The organism is Peribacillus muralis (assembly GCF_001439925.1).
Lineage (GTDB): Bacteria > Bacillota > Bacilli > Bacillales > DSM-1321 > Peribacillus > Peribacillus muralis.
In genome coordinates this window covers 62,137-77,322 of the sequence record NZ_LMBV01000002.1, presented here as the reverse complement: position 1 = coordinate 77,322, position 15,186 = coordinate 62,137, and the positions used below count along the sequence as shown (strand labels likewise).

Here is a 15,186-nt window from a genome sequence, read left to right as displayed (position 1 = left end):
GGATTCTCCGTTCCTTCCTCCTTCGCTTGCTTTCGCGCGAGTGCTGCCGCCTTCGCCTTCGCTGCTGCGGCTGCTTTTTGCTTCGCTAGGTCCTGTTCCTCATCCATCTATATCACCCGCTTTCCGGTTTTCGCCTCGTAACGGATCTTTTCTTTTAATTTGTTGATTCCATAAATAAGTGCTGCCGGATTTGGGGGGCAACCAGGGATATATACATCGACTGGCACGATTTGATCTACCCCTTTGACCACAGAGTAGGAATGCACATACGGACCTCCTGCAGTTGCACAAGAGCCCATTGCAATGACCCATTTGGGCTCTGGCATTTGCTCATATAACCTACTAATGATCGGAGCCATTTTTTTCGTTACCGTACCTGAAACGATCATGACATCAGATTGCCGGGGTGACGTCCTGAAAAATGAACCGAAACGATCCAGATCGTAATGTGAGGAGCCTACACCCATCATTTCAATGGCACAGCATGCTAATCCGAAAGTCATTGGCCAGAGTGAGTTGCTTCTCGCCCAGCCTTTAATTTGTTCAAGCGTTGACAAAAAAATGCTTTGCCGCATCTCTTCCATTTCGGCAGGAGTTAGATCGTCTAATTTCAATTCCACTTCAACACCTTCTTTTTCCAAGCGTAGATTAATCCCAACATCAGAATAAGGACGAAAAATAACATTTCAATTAGGGCAAATATACCAAGCTCATCATAGGCGACTGCCCACGGAAATAAAAAGACCGTCTCTACATCAAAAATGACGAACATCAATCCGAATAAATAGTATCGAACATTGAATTGAACCCTTGAGTCCGAAAAAGGATCGATTCCGCTTTCATATGTCGTATACTTCATATCTGTCGGTTTATAAGGCCTAAGTAGCTTGCCAAGAAATAATGCGATAACAGGTAGTAATATGCCGAGACAAAGAAAAACAAATACGATTAAGTAATTATTTTGGTACAAATGTAGCTGTCCCATATTCATCTCCCTTTTAAAAATCAGTCAAAAATTAATGGGTACATGTTAAATGAGCTTGTCTTCTTTTTGTTGGATGCCGTATATAATATTTATGCAGGGTAGCAATCTTTTAGAAGCAATGTGACAGGAGGAGGAATAAAGATAAATAATGTAAGCGTATACATTATATCATCAAGGCTACCATATGTCGACGAGTCGAGGATTTATATGGAAAATAGTTTGTTCCACGATTCGATTGATTTCAGCAATTTTTTCTAATTCCGACCTTCCATGATAATAAGTAAAAATAAAAAAACACCTGATTGAACCAGGTTGGTCCGATCAGGTGTTTTGTCATATCAGGTTATCGCATTTCTGCAATTTGAATTCGGTTGATGGCACGTTTAAGCGCTAGGTCAGCCCTTTTAACATCATATGATCCATCATTGTTCTGCAATCTTTGTTCTGCACGTGCTTTTGCTTCTTGAGCACGTGTAAGATCGATAGTTTCAGCTCTTTCAGCAGATTGAGCCAAAATGGTTACCACATCAGGGCGGACTTCTAAGAAGCCACCATTTACAGCTACATAGTCTGTGTTGCTACCATTCTTAAGACGGACAGCACCAATGGTAAGCGGGGCTACGGTTGGAACGTGTCCAGCCATGATTCCCATCTCACCGCTTTTAGCTTTAGTGCTTACCATTTCAACTTCTGCATCATATACTGGGCCATCGGGAGTAACAACATTGACTTTAATGGTCTTCATTTCATTCCCTCCTAGGTCCCTTTAATTAAGCCATTTCTTTTGCTTTAGCAATAACTTCTTCGATGCGGCCAACTAGACGGAAAGCATCTTCAGGAAGGGAGTCATATTTTCCAGCTAGGATATCTTTGAATCCTTGGACTGTTTCTTTAACTGGTACATAAGATCCTTTTTGACCAGTGAATTGTTCAGCCACGTGGAAGTTTTGTGACAAGAAGTTTTGAATTCTACGAGCACGGCCAACGATTACTTTTTCGTTTTCGCTTAACTCGTCCATACCCAAGATCGCAATAATATCTTGAAGTTCTTTATATTTCTGTAAAGTTGATTGAACTTGACGAGCCACTTTATAGTGCTCAGCTCCGACGATTTCAGGGCTTAGAGCACGTGAAGATGACGCCAATGGATCAACCGCAGGGTAGATACCCATTTCAGAAAGTTTACGCTCAAGGTTAGTTGTTGCATCCAAGTGAGCGAAAGTTGTAGCCGGAGCCGGATCCGTATAGTCATCGGCAGGTACATAAATCGCTTGAATGGAAGTAACGGAACCTTTATTCGTTGAAGTGATACGCTCTTGTAATTGACCCATTTCTGTCGCAAGGGTTGGTTGGTAACCTACCGCAGAAGGCATACGGCCTAGTAGGGCAGAAACCTCAGAACCTGCTTGCGTGAAACGGAAGATGTTATCGATGAAGAACAGAACGTCTTGTCCTTGTTCGTCACGGAAATATTCAGCCATAGTCAAACCACTTAGAGCTACACGCATACGTGCACCTGGCGGCTCATTCATTTGTCCGAATACCATCGCTGTTTTCTTAATAACACCAGAATCAGTCATCTCGTAGAAAAGGTCATTTCCTTCACGAGTACGCTCACCTACACCAGCGAATACTGAAATACCGCCGTGCTCTTGTGCGATGTTATTGATAAGTTCTTGGATAAGTACAGTTTTACCAACACCGGCACCACCGAAGAGACCGATTTTACCACCTTTAATGTAAGGGGCAAGTAAATCTACTACTTTAATCCCTGTTTCAAGAATTTCAACTTGTGTTGATAATTCCTCGAAAGTTGGTGCTTGTCTGTGAATTGGATCACGACGCACATCTGCTGTAAGTGGTTCAAATAGGTCAATGTTTTCCCCTAATACGTTGAAAACGCGTCCTAGAGTTACTTCACCTACAGGAACGGAAATTGGAGCTCCTGTATCAACAGTCTCTGCACCACGGGTTAACCCATCAGTGGAAGACATTGCTACAGTACGAACTGTATTATCACCTAGTTGAAGGGCCACTTCAAGAGTTAGTCCTGTACCAGACGCTGTATTTTCGATTCTTAACGCGTTATAGATCTTAGGAAGTTGTCCGTCTTCGAATTTCACGTCAACAACCGGACCCATAACTTGAGTAACGCGTCCTATATTCATCGTTTTCCCTCCTAACGTTGCTTATAACGACTATCGAGATTATGGACGGCCAAGCCTCGTCCGGGCTGACCGCCCCTAAATAATTTTATTCTAAAGCAGCTGCTCCGCCGACAATCTCTGTAATTTCTTGAGTGATTGCTGCCTGACGTGCACGGTTATATTGTAATGAAAGTGAGTCAATCAACTCTTTTGCATTATCTGTTGCATTTTTCATTGCAGTCATACGTGCAGAGTGCTCACTTGCTTTACCATCTAACAAAGCACCATAAATCAAACTTTCTGCATACTGAGGCAGTAATACCTCAAGAATTTCTTCTGCATTCGGTTCAAATTCATAAGTCGTCAATGTTGGGTTGGAAGTATCAAAGTCAGATAACGGAAGGATTTGCGTTTCCGTTACTTCCTGCTGAATTGGGCTGACATAATGGTTATAGTACATATAAAGCTCATCACACAGCTCATTCAAATATAAATTCACTGTAGATTTAGCAAGGGAGCTAATATCAGCAAAAGATGGCTGATCGGGAACTCCAATAACTTCAAGCTCTACGTGCATATTACGGCTGACAAAGAAATCACGGCCAACCCTTCCGATTGCGATAATGACAAACTCATCATTGGATTTATGGCGTTCAAGAATGGTCTTATGAACTTGGCGAAGGATGCTACTATTGTAGGCCCCAGCCAAACCACGGTCCGATGTGATAACCAAGTATCCGGTTTTCTTAACTGGACGTGAAGTAAGCATAGGATGAGAGGCATCCGCACTTCCGTTCGCAATACTGGATACCACTTCTTGAATTTTTTCCATATATGGAACATATGCTTTAGCATTAGCTTCGGCACGGTTCATTTTAGAAGCAGATACCATCTGCATCGCTTTTGTAATTTGACTCGTCTTTTTCGTTGAAGTAATCCGAGACTTAATATCGCGTAAAGAGGCCATTCATTCTCACCACCCTTTAAAAATTAGTTAGACCTTTTTATTCAGAAATAACGAAGTTCTTTTTGAATTCGTTAATGGCAGCAACGACAGCAGCGTCTTCAGGAAGACCCTTAGTTGTGCGAATGTGATCTAATAATTCCGGATGAGAACGATCAAGGAACACATAGTATTCTTCTTCAAAACGAAGGATATCCGATACTGGAATATCATCCAAAAGACCTTTAGTCAAAGCATAGAAAATCATGACTTGTTTTTCAACTTTAATCGGTTTGTTTAGATCTTGTTTAAGAACTTCAACTGTACGAGCACCACGGTTAAGTTTTGCTTGTGTTGCAGCATCTAGATCGGAACCGAATTGAGAGAATGCTTCCAATTCACGGTAAGAAGCCAAGTCCAAACGCAATGTACCGGCAACTTTTTTCATCGCTTTAATTTGTGCAGATCCACCAACACGGGATACGGAAAGACCAGCGTTGATCGCAGGACGTACACCCGAGAAGAACAAATCGGATTGCAAGAAGATTTGTCCATCCGTGATGGAGATAACGTTTGTTGGAATGTAAGCAGAGATATCGCCTGCTTGCGTTTCAACGAACGGAAGCGCAGTGATTGATCCAGCACCTAAAGTGTCGTTCAATTTTGCTGCACGCTCAAGTAAACGGGAGTGCAAGTAGAATACATCCCCTGGGAATGCTTCACGGCCTGGAGGACGACGAAGTAGCAAGGAAAGTTCACGGTATGCAGATGCTTGTTTCGAAAGATCATCATACACGACAAGAACGTGCTTACCAGCGAACATGAACTCTTCACCCATAGTCACACCAGCATAAGGAGCTAGGTATAAAAGTGGTGCCGGTTGAGATGCTGATGCAGATACTACGATTGTGTAATCCAATGCACCGTTTTTACGAAGCGTCTCAACTGTTCCACGAACCGTTGATTCCTTTTGTCCGATAGCTACATAGATACAGATCATATCTTGGTCAGCTTGGTTAAGGATTGTATCGATGGCAACTGATGTTTTACCAGTTTGACGGTCACCGATGATCAACTCACGTTGTCCGCGACCGATTGGAACCAATGCATCGATTGCTTTAATACCTGTTTGTAGTGGTTCATGAACTGATTTACGGTCCATTACACCAGTTGCAGGGCTTTCTATTGGGCGAGTTTTCGTTGTAGCGATCGGACCAAGACCATCCAATGGTTGTCCAAGCGGATTCACGACACGTCCGATTAATTCTTCTCCTACAGGCACTTCCATGATACGGCCAGTACGGCGTACTTCACTGCCTTCTTTAATGTCTCTGAACGGTCCAAGAATAACAACACCTACGTTATTTTGCTCAAGGTTTTGTGCTAATCCCATTGAACCATTGGAAAATTCTAAGAGCTCCCCAGACATTGCATTATCTAAACCATGAACGCGTGCGATACCATCACCAACCGTGATGACTGTACCCACATCGCTTACTTTAATTTCCGACTGATAGTTTTCAATCTGCTTTTTAATCAGCGCACTGATTTCTTCAGCTTTGATGCTCATGAATTTCACCCCTATCCGTGAATATTAACCTAATAGTTGTTTGCTAAGGCGATCTAGCTTACCGCTGATCGTCCCGTCATATATACGGTTGCCGATTTGGAGTTTCATTCCGCCAATGATCGTGCTATCCGTAATATTGGTAATGCGTAGATTTCGTTTGCCGATTTTTGCAGCAAAAGCAGAAGACACAGCTTCCGCTTCAGCTTCAGTTAAAGCTTTGACTGTATATACAGTTGCATTCGCAACTGAATTTTCTTCATTAGCTAGTTCAATGAACTCTTCTGCCATGGGAGCCACTTCATCTATACGATGACGTTCCACCATTAGCATTACAGTGTTTTGAACGGAAGTCGATATCCCTGCAAAAGCATTTTTCATCAGTTCACGTTTAGCGTCGCCAGTCATTTTAGGATGAGCCAAGAAACCTAAAAGTTCCTTATCCTTCGTGAAAACTTCATGCACTATGCGAAGCTCTTCTTCAAGTTGGTTAATGAGATTTTGCTCTTTCGCAATTTGGAAAAGAGCTACAGCATAACGTCCTGCTACAGTTATATCGCTCATTTACCTTCTCCTGCCTCTTGAATGTAGTCATTAATCAATTGCTCTTGATCTGCTTCGGATAGTTCTTTTTCTATTACTTTAGTAGCAATAAGTACGGATAAAGATGCCACTTGCTCGCGTAATGCCGTAATGGCTTTTTCTTTTTCCTGTACGATTTCACGCTTAGCTGATTCTTTGACGCGGTCAGCTTCAATACGAGCTTGATTCACAATATCTAAACGCTGTGCTTCACCTTGAAGTTTTGCATTTTCTATAAGTTGACCCGCTTCAGTGCGAGATTGTTTTACGATTTCGCGTTGTTCTTCCAAATAATTAAGTGCTTCTTGTCTGCTAGCTTCCGCTGCTTTAATTTCATTTGCAACATGTTCTTCACGTTGAGTCATGATGCCCATTAGAGGACCCCATGCAAATTTCTTCAGCAACGCTAACAAAATGATAAACACTACTAATTGGTATAACATGTCTCCGCCATTAAAGCCCTGAGACGTTGACCCAAGTACTAAGCTGCTTGTTAACACGCTTGGTTCACTCCCTTCACGAGTTTCACTTCTTAAAGTTCATTCATCTGAACTATAGAAAACTATGCTCTTAAATTGGATAAAAATTGGAATGTGGACATAAAGGAAAGGCGAAGGTTCACATGGAACGAACTTCGCCATTTTTGAACTTTTTGAAGGTTCTATTAACCGCCATATACCATAAACGCAATTACTACCGCGATGATAGGCATCGCCTCAACTAAACCTACCCCGATGAACATTGTTGTTTGAAGCATACCGCGAGCTTCTGGTTGACGAGCGATGCCTTCTACTGTTTTTGAAACGATTAGACCATTACCAATACCTGCACCTAGTGCTGCCAAACCAATTGCAATTGCCGCTGCAAGAAGACCTACTGAACCTGTCATTATAAATTTCCTCCTTAGATTGTATCAAAATTTATTTTTTTAGTTCTAAATGAACTTATAATTAATGGTCGTCACTGACTTTATGAGACAGATATACCATTGTTAACGTGACAAAGATAAAAGCTTGGATGCTACCGACGAAAATACTATAGCCTTGCCATACTAATGTAGGCACAATTGCACCAATAAATCCGGCAGCTCCACTAAATGCTAGAGATCCCGCTAATAGACCGAGTAAAACTTCACCAGCATAAATGTTACCATATAGACGCAGACCAAGTGTCAAGGAGTTTGTAAATTCCTCCACAAATGTCATTGGGTTTTTATAAGCTTTAAAGTAGCCCTTGACGCCTTTCATTTTTATAGCATAATAATGCGTTAAACCTAAAACCATGACTGCAAGAGTCAATGTGATAACTGGGTCGGCTGTTGGTGATTTCCACCAAAGCACTCCATCGTAACTAATTGCAAACGGAAGACCTAGCATATTGGACACAAATATGTACATTAGCAAAGTCATACCAAGCAGTTGAAACTGACCACCTGTTCTCCAGTCCATGTTACTATTAATAATACCCTTAACGAAATCCATAATCCATTCCATGAAATTCTGCATGCCAGTTGGCTTCATTGCAAGCTTCCGTGTACCAAGGAAAGCAAGTAAGAACACAACTAGACTGGCAACTGTAATCATTAGGACGTTACTCAAGTTAAAGGTTAGACCCATAAAATTGTGTAAGGGTGCTCCATGATTCAACTATATTCACCTCTCTTCCCCGCTATCGACGTATTAATTGGATGAAAAAATCTATGAAAATGACAATATAAGCTGTCATCAATCCCCATACAACACTTATCAGATGAAAATGCTCCGGAAATTCCAATGCAATGAGTACCGCTAGACCTGCGGATGCCATTCGAGTCATTGTCCCAAGAGATCTTGTTTTCTTTCCTTCATCGAGCGCCTGACTGAACTTTTTCATTTTCTGATTGATCAGCCATAAATTGTATAAACTCAAACTCGTACCCAGTATAAGCCCAGCAAAAACGGCTTGATAACTCGTAAGTCCCCATCCAACAACATAACCCGCCAAAAGAAAAATTATATATTTACTCTGCCTGTTGAACATAATTTTCATTTCTGGCATTTTTCATTAATCTCCTGAGAAATATTTTCGTACTGAATGAAGCATTGCTTGTAAACCTAGGAAGTCCGGAAGTCCACAAAGAAGGCCAATTACTACTAGCAGCGGTTCGAATCTTAGGTTCTGGCAAGTAAATGAAGATACCAAAACAAAACTGATCCGACTATTTGAGAAAGAATCGCTGACATCAAAGTCATAGCCATTATAGACGGCAAATCATTTGACGCAAGTTGCATCCTCGCGGTTGATTTTGGTGGAGGATAGAAAACATTTCATGCTGGTAAAATCTGCATGCCGAGCTACTGAAAACCCTATCATTTTACATCCTTTGTTAGCATACAATAGGCTAGAATCATTGTCAATGAGTGGTTAGTGAAATTTGTCACAGGTTTGTGATTATTAACGAAACGTTCACAAATTATCTTTTTTATACTATTGACATCCGTTTTATTTTACATATTGTCCTATGTTCACTCAATATGTAACGTTTTTTCTATCCGATCTTCCCTTCCATTCCTCCTTGCAAAGATAATCGCTTTATACTCTCCTCTGGGTGGCAAGTTCTTCTTCATTATCTCTTTTTTGATTAAACCGGAAGGCGCTGGCTTCGACCAATCCAAATATCCAACGAATTTCAAACTATCTTCCTCGTAAAGCGCAATCCCGAATTCTTCAGCTCCTCGTGGAAGGTACATTTCGTAGCGGTATGCCCCAGCTTGATCTCCTTGTCCAAAATCAAATCCCATCACCCTTGGATAATCAGGCTCTTCTTTCACATATAAATATGGAAGGGAAATCTTTTTCGTTCCTTCCATTATAAGAAGGTACCCATCGAAGACCCCCTTTTCCAGTTCAGCCGGATTCACCTGAAGCCCCACCTTTAGCTTTTTCTTTTCCTTCGGCTTCAAATTAAGAGATTTCGGCAATTCCCATGTGAGCCCCTTCTCCTTTAATGGCACCTTAAAGGAATAATTCCTCATCTTCGTTCCTGTATTTTCAATCAGTATCGTTTCATGATGCTCTTCAATCCCGCCCTTTTTCGTATACATCCCGAATGATAACGAGCTTGGGTTCAAGAGCGTGTCCGCCTTTAAGGCTTCGTCGACCTGGATGCGTCCCGCTCCTTGTTCATATGTGTGATAAAATTCGCCGGCAGATTTCCTTAATGGTTTGGATGTGCTCATCAATGCCGATTTCACTTGATCGGGAGTCCACTCCGGATGCTTTTGCAAAATCAGCGCGCACGCTCCTGCCACATGCGGAGCTGACATGCTGGTTCCGTCGAGGGACATATATCCATTAGGAATGGTGCTTTCAATTTCGACTCCAGGCGCCAATACGTCCGGCTTTATTCCCCATGATACTGTCACCGGACCTCTTGAGCTAAAATCAGCGAGCCGGTCCTGTTCGTTTTTATATAAGAAGCGAACGGTTTTACTACGTTCTTGCTCCAAGACTTTCTTAAGGCGCAACCCATCTCTTCTATTAATAGAAGCTACTGGAATCTTCATTTCTTTTTCCAGACTTCCTGAAAAGGTCCCGCCCATATTATTATAGATAATCACGCCTTTTGCACCCGCCTTAGCTGCATTGGATGCCTTCTCCTGGAAAGTGAGTGTACCGCGCTCTAGCAAAACGATCTTATTCCGGGCATGCTTCACGTCTTTTACATTCCCAAGACCTCCGTCTATCACATCTTCGGAAAATGACAGATTCCATTTCCTTGATCCTTGAAATGAATGCAAGCGCGTATGATGCTTTTTCGAACCTAAACCGTAAATCATGAATGGGACCTTTAAAGGAGGAGTGGACGCTCCAACCGATATCGCTTTTTCCGAGGTTCCGGGCGAACCGACCGTCCATACTTCCGGACCGGAGTTACCATTTGATGTCACGGCTACGATGCCGCTTTCAACTGCCTTGTTTAATGCAAGCGAAATCGGTAAATCCGGGCCATTTACGTTATTGCCGAGAGATAAGTTCAATACATCCATCTTATCCTTCATTGCCGACTCGATAGCCGTCAAAACTTGCTCAGTATCTCCAGCACCGCCTGGTCCGAGAGCCCGGTATGCATATATCTCCGCTTCCGGGGCTACTCCCTTCAGTTTTCCATTGGCAGCAATGATACCTGCAACGTGCGTTCCATGTAATGTATCCAGCTCACCCTGTTTTTCAGTTTCCATCGGATCCTCATCACCATCAACCAGATCCTTCCCTCCCCTATATGCCCGCTGCAAATCAGGATGTGTATAATCGATCCCCGTGTCAATCACCCCCACTTTGACTCCTTTTCCGGTGATTCGATGGTTCTCCTTATCAAGGAATCCTCTCACCCGCTCACCTCCTATGTATGGGACACTTTCATCTAACACAGCATGATACGTGGAAACTTCCGTAACCGCCTGAATATCATTCTCCTTTTTAAGCTGCTCGATCTCATTCATGCTTCCTCGCAAGGAAAAACCGTTAAGCGCAACCGAATAAACCGTCCGTAACTGAAGAGTCGGATATCTTTGAAGTAATTCACTAATTTTTGTGGCCTCGAAAGCTTTATCCAACGTGACCACGACCGTCACATTCTTAGATTTAGATAGTTTTGGCAACGGCGGCAGAGTGACGGATGCCACTCCCTTTTCATTTGAGTAAGTAACTAGCAAAAGAAAAACAACCATATATATGAACATTCTCTTTCCCGACTTCATCATCATCATCATCCCCTTAGCTGTTATCTTTTCTCAACAACCTTGGAGTATGCAATAAAAAGCAAAAGCCCCATCGCCTATCCAGTCCGTTGCAATCCCCCCGATTCCCTTTTTTCATATCTCATTGAATACGAAGCAAGTTAACAGGAAACAAACCACCTAATCCAAGGCATTAGTTGACCCACTCCAACCAAAGGAGTACCAAACCCGGCAGGCTAAAAGCCAAGGAGGCTCAAGGACCGCCTCTGGATAAGCGATCGCCTGTTGTGCATCGAAACGCTCCAAGTACATAAAACTCCATAACTGCTGGAAAGATGAATTCCATCTAAATGTTAAAATCGAGTGGAGTGGAACGGAAGGCAACGAGACTCCTGCGGGAATGCGTGTCTACTTAAGACCCCGCAGGCTGAAAGCCAAGGAGGCTCACGGACCGCCTCTGGATAAGCAAGTGCCTGAAGTGCAAAGAAACGGTCAATGTATCAAATCAAAAAAAACTGCAGACAAAACGAGTTTGTCTACAGTCTTACAGGAAGAAACGCTAAGCTTCTCCTTCTTTATGAATCAAATCTAGTTGGCGGTACATTCACTTGGTTGAAATAATAACGGATCGCTTCTGCTATACGAACCGAAGCATTCCCATCACCATACGGATTGGAAGCCTTGGACATTTTCTCATGTTCTTCTTCGTTCATTAGTAATTCATGAGCCATATTGAAGACCACCTGTTCATCAGTGCCCGCCAATTTTAAGGTACCAGCCAATATCCCTTCAGGACGTTCAGTCGTATCCCTCAAAACAAGGACCGGTACACCAAGTGATGGTGCTTCTTCTTGGATTCCTCCAGAGTCAGTCATGATCAAATAGGCCCTTGAAGCGAAGTTATGAAAATCCAATACATCCAACGGCTCGATTAAATGAACCCGAGATTCCTCTCCAAGAATTTCATTTGCCAGCTCCTGAACTACTGGATTTAGATGGACTGGGTAAACGACTTGAATGTCTTCATGCTCGGCAAGCAGTCGCTTGACAGCCCTAAAAATATTTCGCATCGGCTCCCCTAGATTTTCCCGGCGATGAGCCGTCAGTAATATGAGCTTGTCTTCTCCCAATTCAGTTAAAACAGGATGGCTGTACGAGGACCGCACCGTCGTTTTTAAAGCATCGGTCGCCGTATTTCCCGTCACGAAAATATTGTCCTTCTTGTTTTCGTTCAACAAATTCGCTTCCGCTTTTGAAGTCGGTGCAAAATGCAAGTCCGCCATCGTTCCGGTAAGCTGGCGATTCATTTCTTCCGGGTATGGGGAATACTTATTCCAAGTACGCAACCCCGCTTCTACATGGCCAATGACGACCTGATTGTAAAAGGCAGCCAAGCTGGCGACAAACGTTGTAGTCGTATCACCATGAACAAGAACGATATCAGGTTCAGCTTCCTTCATTATGGAATCAAGTCCACTTAATGCCCTCGTTGTGATATCAGCTAGCGTTTGCCTATCCTTCATTATGTTCAGATCATAATCCGGCTCGATCGAAAATAATTCAAGAACTTGATCTAACATTTGGCGATGTTGAGCCGTAACAGCAACGATCGGCTTGAAATGTTCTGGGTGTTTTTGGAATTCCAATACTAAGGGAGCCATTTTGACCGCTTCTGGTCTCGTCCCGAAAATTGTCATGACCTTTATCGGTTTGTTCATTCGTGACACCTCAGTTTCCGTCCATTATTTTGTGCCGAATAAGCGATCTCCCGCATCTCCAAGACCCGGAACGATATAACCATGTTCATTCAGTTTCTCATCAAGTCCTGCAATATAAATATCCACATCAGGATGCGCTTCTTTTAATGCATCCACACCTTCAGGAGCTGCAATCAGACACATGAATTTAATATTGACCGCACCGCGCTTTTTAATGGAACGGATCGCTTCGATGGCAGAACCACCGGTAGCCAGCATAGGATCAACGACGATACATTCCCTTTCAGCCAAATCACTTGGCATTTTTGCATAATATTCGACTGGTTGCAATGTTTCCGGATCACGGTATAGACCGACATGGCCGACCTTTGCAGCAGGAATCAATTTAATGATTCCGTCCACCATCCCTATGCCCGCACGCAAGATTGGAACGATCCCCACTTTTTTACCTGAAAGCATTTTTACTTTCGCTGTGCTTACCGGTGTTTGGATTTCCACCTCTTCAAGCGGCATATCCCTAGTGATTTCAAACGCCATTAATGAAGCCACTTCATCAACTAGTTCGCGGAATTCTTTTGTTCCTGTATTTATATCCCGTATATAGGCTAATTTGTGTTGAATTAACGGGTGATCGAAAACATAAACTTTTCCCATTTGGCATCTCTCCAATTCCATTGCATAATTTTGCTCTTTTTTATGATTTCCCTAATTGAATAGAAAAATTTTCGTGCCTTTAAATTCACTTCAACCTATTTTACAGAAAAAAGATTCAATCTTCAATAAAGGTTTTGATGTCAGACCTATTTTCACAATTTAGATTCTTCAATTATATATTCCGTTATAATTTACAAAAAAATCCGCCCCCTAAAAAGGAGCGGCTTCGTTCTTACAATGAAGGATACAATTCGAACTTACTCGATAATGTTTCTACACGTTGTTTCGCTTCTTCAAGCTTTGCCTCATCTTCGTTATTCTTTAGAACAAGGCCGATGATTGAAGCTATTTCATCCATGTCTTCCAACCCGAAGCCACGTGATGTTACAGCAGCGGTTCCAATACGAATACCACTCGTGACGAATGGTTTTTCCGGATCATAAGGAATCGCATTTTTGTTAACGGTAATTCCGATTTCATCAAGAACATGTTCTGCAATTTTCCCAGTCAAGCCTGTAGAGCGCACATCAAGAAGAATCAAGTGATTGTCCGTTCCATCAGAAACAAGGGTGAACCCTTCTTTCTTCAAACCTTCACCCAAGCGTTTAGCGTTGTCGATGATTTGTTGTGCATACACTTTAAATTCATCTTGAAGCGCTTCGCCAAATGCAACAGCCTTAGCTGATATAACATGCATCAATGGACCGCCTTGAATACCAGGGAAGATGGATTTATCGATTTTCTTGCCGAATTCTTCTTTACAGATGATCATCCCTCCGCGTGGTCCGCGAAGTGTTTTATGAGTAGTTGTCGTTACAAAGTCAGCATAAGGAATTGGACTTTGATGTAATCCAGCCGCAACTAAACCTGCGATATGCGCCATATCAACCATTAAATACGCCCCGACTTCATCCGCAATTTCTCGGAATCGTTTGAAATCAATTTCGCGTGGGTAGGCACTGGCACCTGCTACGATTAATTTAGGTTTGTGCTGACGCGCTTTTTCCAATACATCATTATAATCGATGCGGTGATCTTTTTCGTCTACTCCATATTCAACGAAATTGTAGTTAACACCACTGAAGTTAACTGGACTTCCATGAGTTAAGTGACCTCCATGGGAAAGGTTCATTCCAAGCACCGTGTCGCCAGTTTGAAGTACTGTAAAGTAAACGGCCATATTGGCTTGAGCTCCGGAGTGAGGCTGTACGTTTACATACTCGCCGCCGAAAATTTCCTTTGCACGATCACGCGCTAGGTCTTCAACGATGTCAACATATTCACAACCGCCGTAGTAACGTTTGCCAGGGTATCCTTCTGCATATTTATTGGTTAGTACCGATCCTTGCGCTTCCATGACAGCTTCACTCACGAAGTTTTCAGAAGCAATAAGCTCAATCTTACTTCTTTGACGCCCTAATTCCAGTTGAATTGCGTTAAACACTTGCTCATCTTGCTTTGCTAAACGATTCATTCCGTAATTCCTCCTCAAAATTGTGCGTGATTCGCTTTTTAGTATTTATGTGCAACATGCCCTCAAAAAGACATGAAAAAGCCTTACCAGTAATTATTAGAAAATTCTACTCCATTTTAACATGTCTATTTTAGAAGTGATAGTGTAATTTTATCGAACATTAAATGTTTTTTTATTTATAAATGTTCGTATTTAACTTATCAATTTTGTTTAATGCTTCAGATATCCTAGATTTAATAGCTAAAAAGATTTCTTTGTTCACGATTTTAATGGTATATACTTGAACCTTCACTTTTACTGCATTTTGCGTGAAAACGAAGATGGCATTTCACTTGCCCCTAGTTTGTGGTGTTGTACTTAGACGTTTCATTACACTGCAGGCGCTCCATTCCACTTTT

16 protein-coding genes are annotated in these 15,186 nt (G+C 42.3%); all 16 read right to left on the bottom strand.

Annotation, left to right across the window (positions count from 1 at the left end):
• Window positions 1–107: 107 nt before the first annotated feature.
• The 16 genes from ASU00_RS02760 to ASU00_RS02690 all read right to left on the bottom strand — a co-directional run bounded on the left by ASU00_RS02760 (window position 108) and on the right by ASU00_RS02690 (window position 14,788).
• Window positions 108–584, bottom strand: a complete 477-nt coding sequence (locus ASU00_RS02760; protein ID WP_201786266.1) for a NuoB/complex I 20 kDa subunit family protein — start codon at window positions 582–584, stop codon at window positions 108–110.
• A 26-nt stretch (window positions 585–610) separates the two neighbouring features.
• Entirely contained in the window at window positions 611–985 is a 375-nt protein-coding gene (locus ASU00_RS02755) for an NADH-quinone oxidoreductase subunit A (protein WP_057911917.1), read from the bottom strand.
• 343 nt (window positions 986–1,328) lie between these two features.
• Window positions 1,329–1,730: a F0F1 ATP synthase subunit epsilon gene (locus ASU00_RS02750; RefSeq protein ID WP_057911916.1), complete on the bottom strand. Its 402-nt coding sequence runs from the start codon at window positions 1,728–1,730 to the stop codon at window positions 1,329–1,331.
• A 25-nt stretch (window positions 1,731–1,755) separates the two neighbouring features.
• Window positions 1,756–3,153, bottom strand: coding sequence for a F0F1 ATP synthase subunit beta (gene atpD / locus ASU00_RS02745; RefSeq protein WP_057911915.1), 1,398 nt, complete (start codon window positions 3,151–3,153; stop codon window positions 1,756–1,758).
• A gap of 85 nt (window positions 3,154–3,238) precedes the next feature.
• Window positions 3,239–4,099 (bottom strand): F0F1 ATP synthase subunit gamma, encoded by an 861-nt coding sequence (locus tag ASU00_RS02740; protein WP_057911914.1) that lies wholly within the window; start codon window positions 4,097–4,099, stop codon window positions 3,239–3,241.
• Between the two features lie 37 nt (window positions 4,100–4,136).
• Window positions 4,137–5,645, bottom strand: a complete 1,509-nt coding sequence (atpA, locus tag ASU00_RS02735; protein WP_057911913.1) for a F0F1 ATP synthase subunit alpha — start codon at window positions 5,643–5,645, stop codon at window positions 4,137–4,139.
• Between the two features lie 24 nt (window positions 5,646–5,669).
• On the bottom strand, window positions 5,670–6,206 hold the full coding sequence (locus tag ASU00_RS02730; RefSeq protein WP_057911912.1) for a F0F1 ATP synthase subunit delta: 537 nt from the start codon (window positions 6,204–6,206) through the stop codon (window positions 5,670–5,672).
• Complete coding sequence (gene atpF / locus ASU00_RS02725; protein WP_057911911.1) at window positions 6,203–6,724, bottom strand: F0F1 ATP synthase subunit B; 522 nt, start codon at window positions 6,722–6,724, stop codon at window positions 6,203–6,205. The genes ASU00_RS02730 and atpF overlap by 4 nt, the downstream gene beginning before the upstream one ends.
• A gap of 164 nt (window positions 6,725–6,888) precedes the next feature.
• Complete coding sequence (gene atpE, locus ASU00_RS02720) at window positions 6,889–7,113, bottom strand: F0F1 ATP synthase subunit C (protein WP_057911910.1); 225 nt, start codon at window positions 7,111–7,113, stop codon at window positions 6,889–6,891.
• 61 nt (window positions 7,114–7,174) lie between these two features.
• Window positions 7,175–7,870: a F0F1 ATP synthase subunit A gene (gene atpB / locus ASU00_RS02715; protein ID WP_057911909.1), complete on the bottom strand. Its 696-nt coding sequence runs from the start codon at window positions 7,868–7,870 to the stop codon at window positions 7,175–7,177.
• Window positions 7,871–7,892: 22 nt separating this feature from the next.
• On the bottom strand, window positions 7,893–8,261 hold the full coding sequence (locus ASU00_RS02710; RefSeq protein ID WP_057911908.1) for an ATP synthase subunit I: 369 nt from the start codon (window positions 8,259–8,261) through the stop codon (window positions 7,893–7,895).
• Window positions 8,262–8,728: 467 nt separating this feature from the next.
• Window positions 8,729–10,966, bottom strand: a complete 2,238-nt coding sequence (locus tag ASU00_RS26615) for a S8 family serine peptidase (protein ID WP_330219510.1) — start codon at window positions 10,964–10,966, stop codon at window positions 8,729–8,731.
• 156 nt (window positions 10,967–11,122) lie between these two features.
• Window positions 11,123–11,248 (bottom strand): hypothetical protein, encoded by a 126-nt coding sequence (locus ASU00_RS26610; RefSeq protein WP_269085304.1) that lies wholly within the window; start codon window positions 11,246–11,248, stop codon window positions 11,123–11,125.
• A gap of 269 nt (window positions 11,249–11,517) precedes the next feature.
• The gene (gene wecB / locus ASU00_RS02700) at window positions 11,518–12,660 is read right to left on the bottom strand and encodes a non-hydrolyzing UDP-N-acetylglucosamine 2-epimerase (protein WP_057911907.1); all 1,143 of its coding nucleotides are present in this window, start codon (window positions 12,658–12,660) and stop codon (window positions 11,518–11,520) included.
• 24 nt (window positions 12,661–12,684) lie between these two features.
• On the bottom strand, window positions 12,685–13,314 hold the full coding sequence (upp, locus tag ASU00_RS02695) for a uracil phosphoribosyltransferase (protein WP_057911906.1): 630 nt from the start codon (window positions 13,312–13,314) through the stop codon (window positions 12,685–12,687).
• A 232-nt stretch (window positions 13,315–13,546) separates the two neighbouring features.
• Entirely contained in the window at window positions 13,547–14,788 is a 1,242-nt protein-coding gene (locus ASU00_RS02690; protein ID WP_057911905.1) for a serine hydroxymethyltransferase, read from the bottom strand.
• Window positions 14,789–15,186 lie beyond the last annotated feature (398 nt).

Coding starts and splice junctions, on each gene's coding strand:
- ASU00_RS26615 (WP_330219510.1), bottom strand. CDS start 10,966: ATGATGAAGTCGGGAAAGAGAATGTTCATATATATGGTTGTTTTTCTT.
- ASU00_RS02750 (WP_057911916.1), bottom strand. CDS start 1,730: ATGAAGACCATTAAAGTCAATGTTGTTACTCCCGATGGCCCAGTATAT.
- ASU00_RS02755 (WP_057911917.1), bottom strand. CDS start 985: ATGGGACAGCTACATTTGTACCAAAATAATTACTTAATCGTATTTGTT.
- atpD (WP_057911915.1), bottom strand. CDS start 3,153: ATGAATATAGGACGCGTTACTCAAGTTATGGGTCCGGTTGTTGACGTG.
- ASU00_RS02760 (WP_201786266.1), bottom strand. CDS start 584: ATGGAAGAGATGCGGCAAAGCATTTTTTTGTCAACGCTTGAACAAATT.
- ASU00_RS02690 (WP_057911905.1), bottom strand. CDS start 14,788: ATGAATCGTTTAGCAAAGCAAGATGAGCAAGTGTTTAACGCAATTCAA.
- atpE (WP_057911910.1), bottom strand. CDS start 7,113: ATGACAGGTTCAGTAGGTCTTCTTGCAGCGGCAATTGCAATTGGTTTG.
- upp (WP_057911906.1), bottom strand. CDS start 13,314: ATGGGAAAAGTTTATGTTTTCGATCACCCGTTAATTCAACACAAATTA.
- ASU00_RS02730 (WP_057911912.1), bottom strand. CDS start 6,206: ATGAGCGATATAACTGTAGCAGGACGTTATGCTGTAGCTCTTTTCCAA.
- ASU00_RS02740 (WP_057911914.1), bottom strand. CDS start 4,099: ATGGCCTCTTTACGCGATATTAAGTCTCGGATTACTTCAACGAAAAAG.
- wecB (WP_057911907.1), bottom strand. CDS start 12,660: ATGAACAAACCGATAAAGGTCATGACAATTTTCGGGACGAGACCAGAA.
- ASU00_RS02710 (WP_057911908.1), bottom strand. CDS start 8,261: ATGCCAGAAATGAAAATTATGTTCAACAGGCAGAGTAAATATATAATT.
- atpA (WP_057911913.1), bottom strand. CDS start 5,645: ATGAGCATCAAAGCTGAAGAAATCAGTGCGCTGATTAAAAAGCAGATT.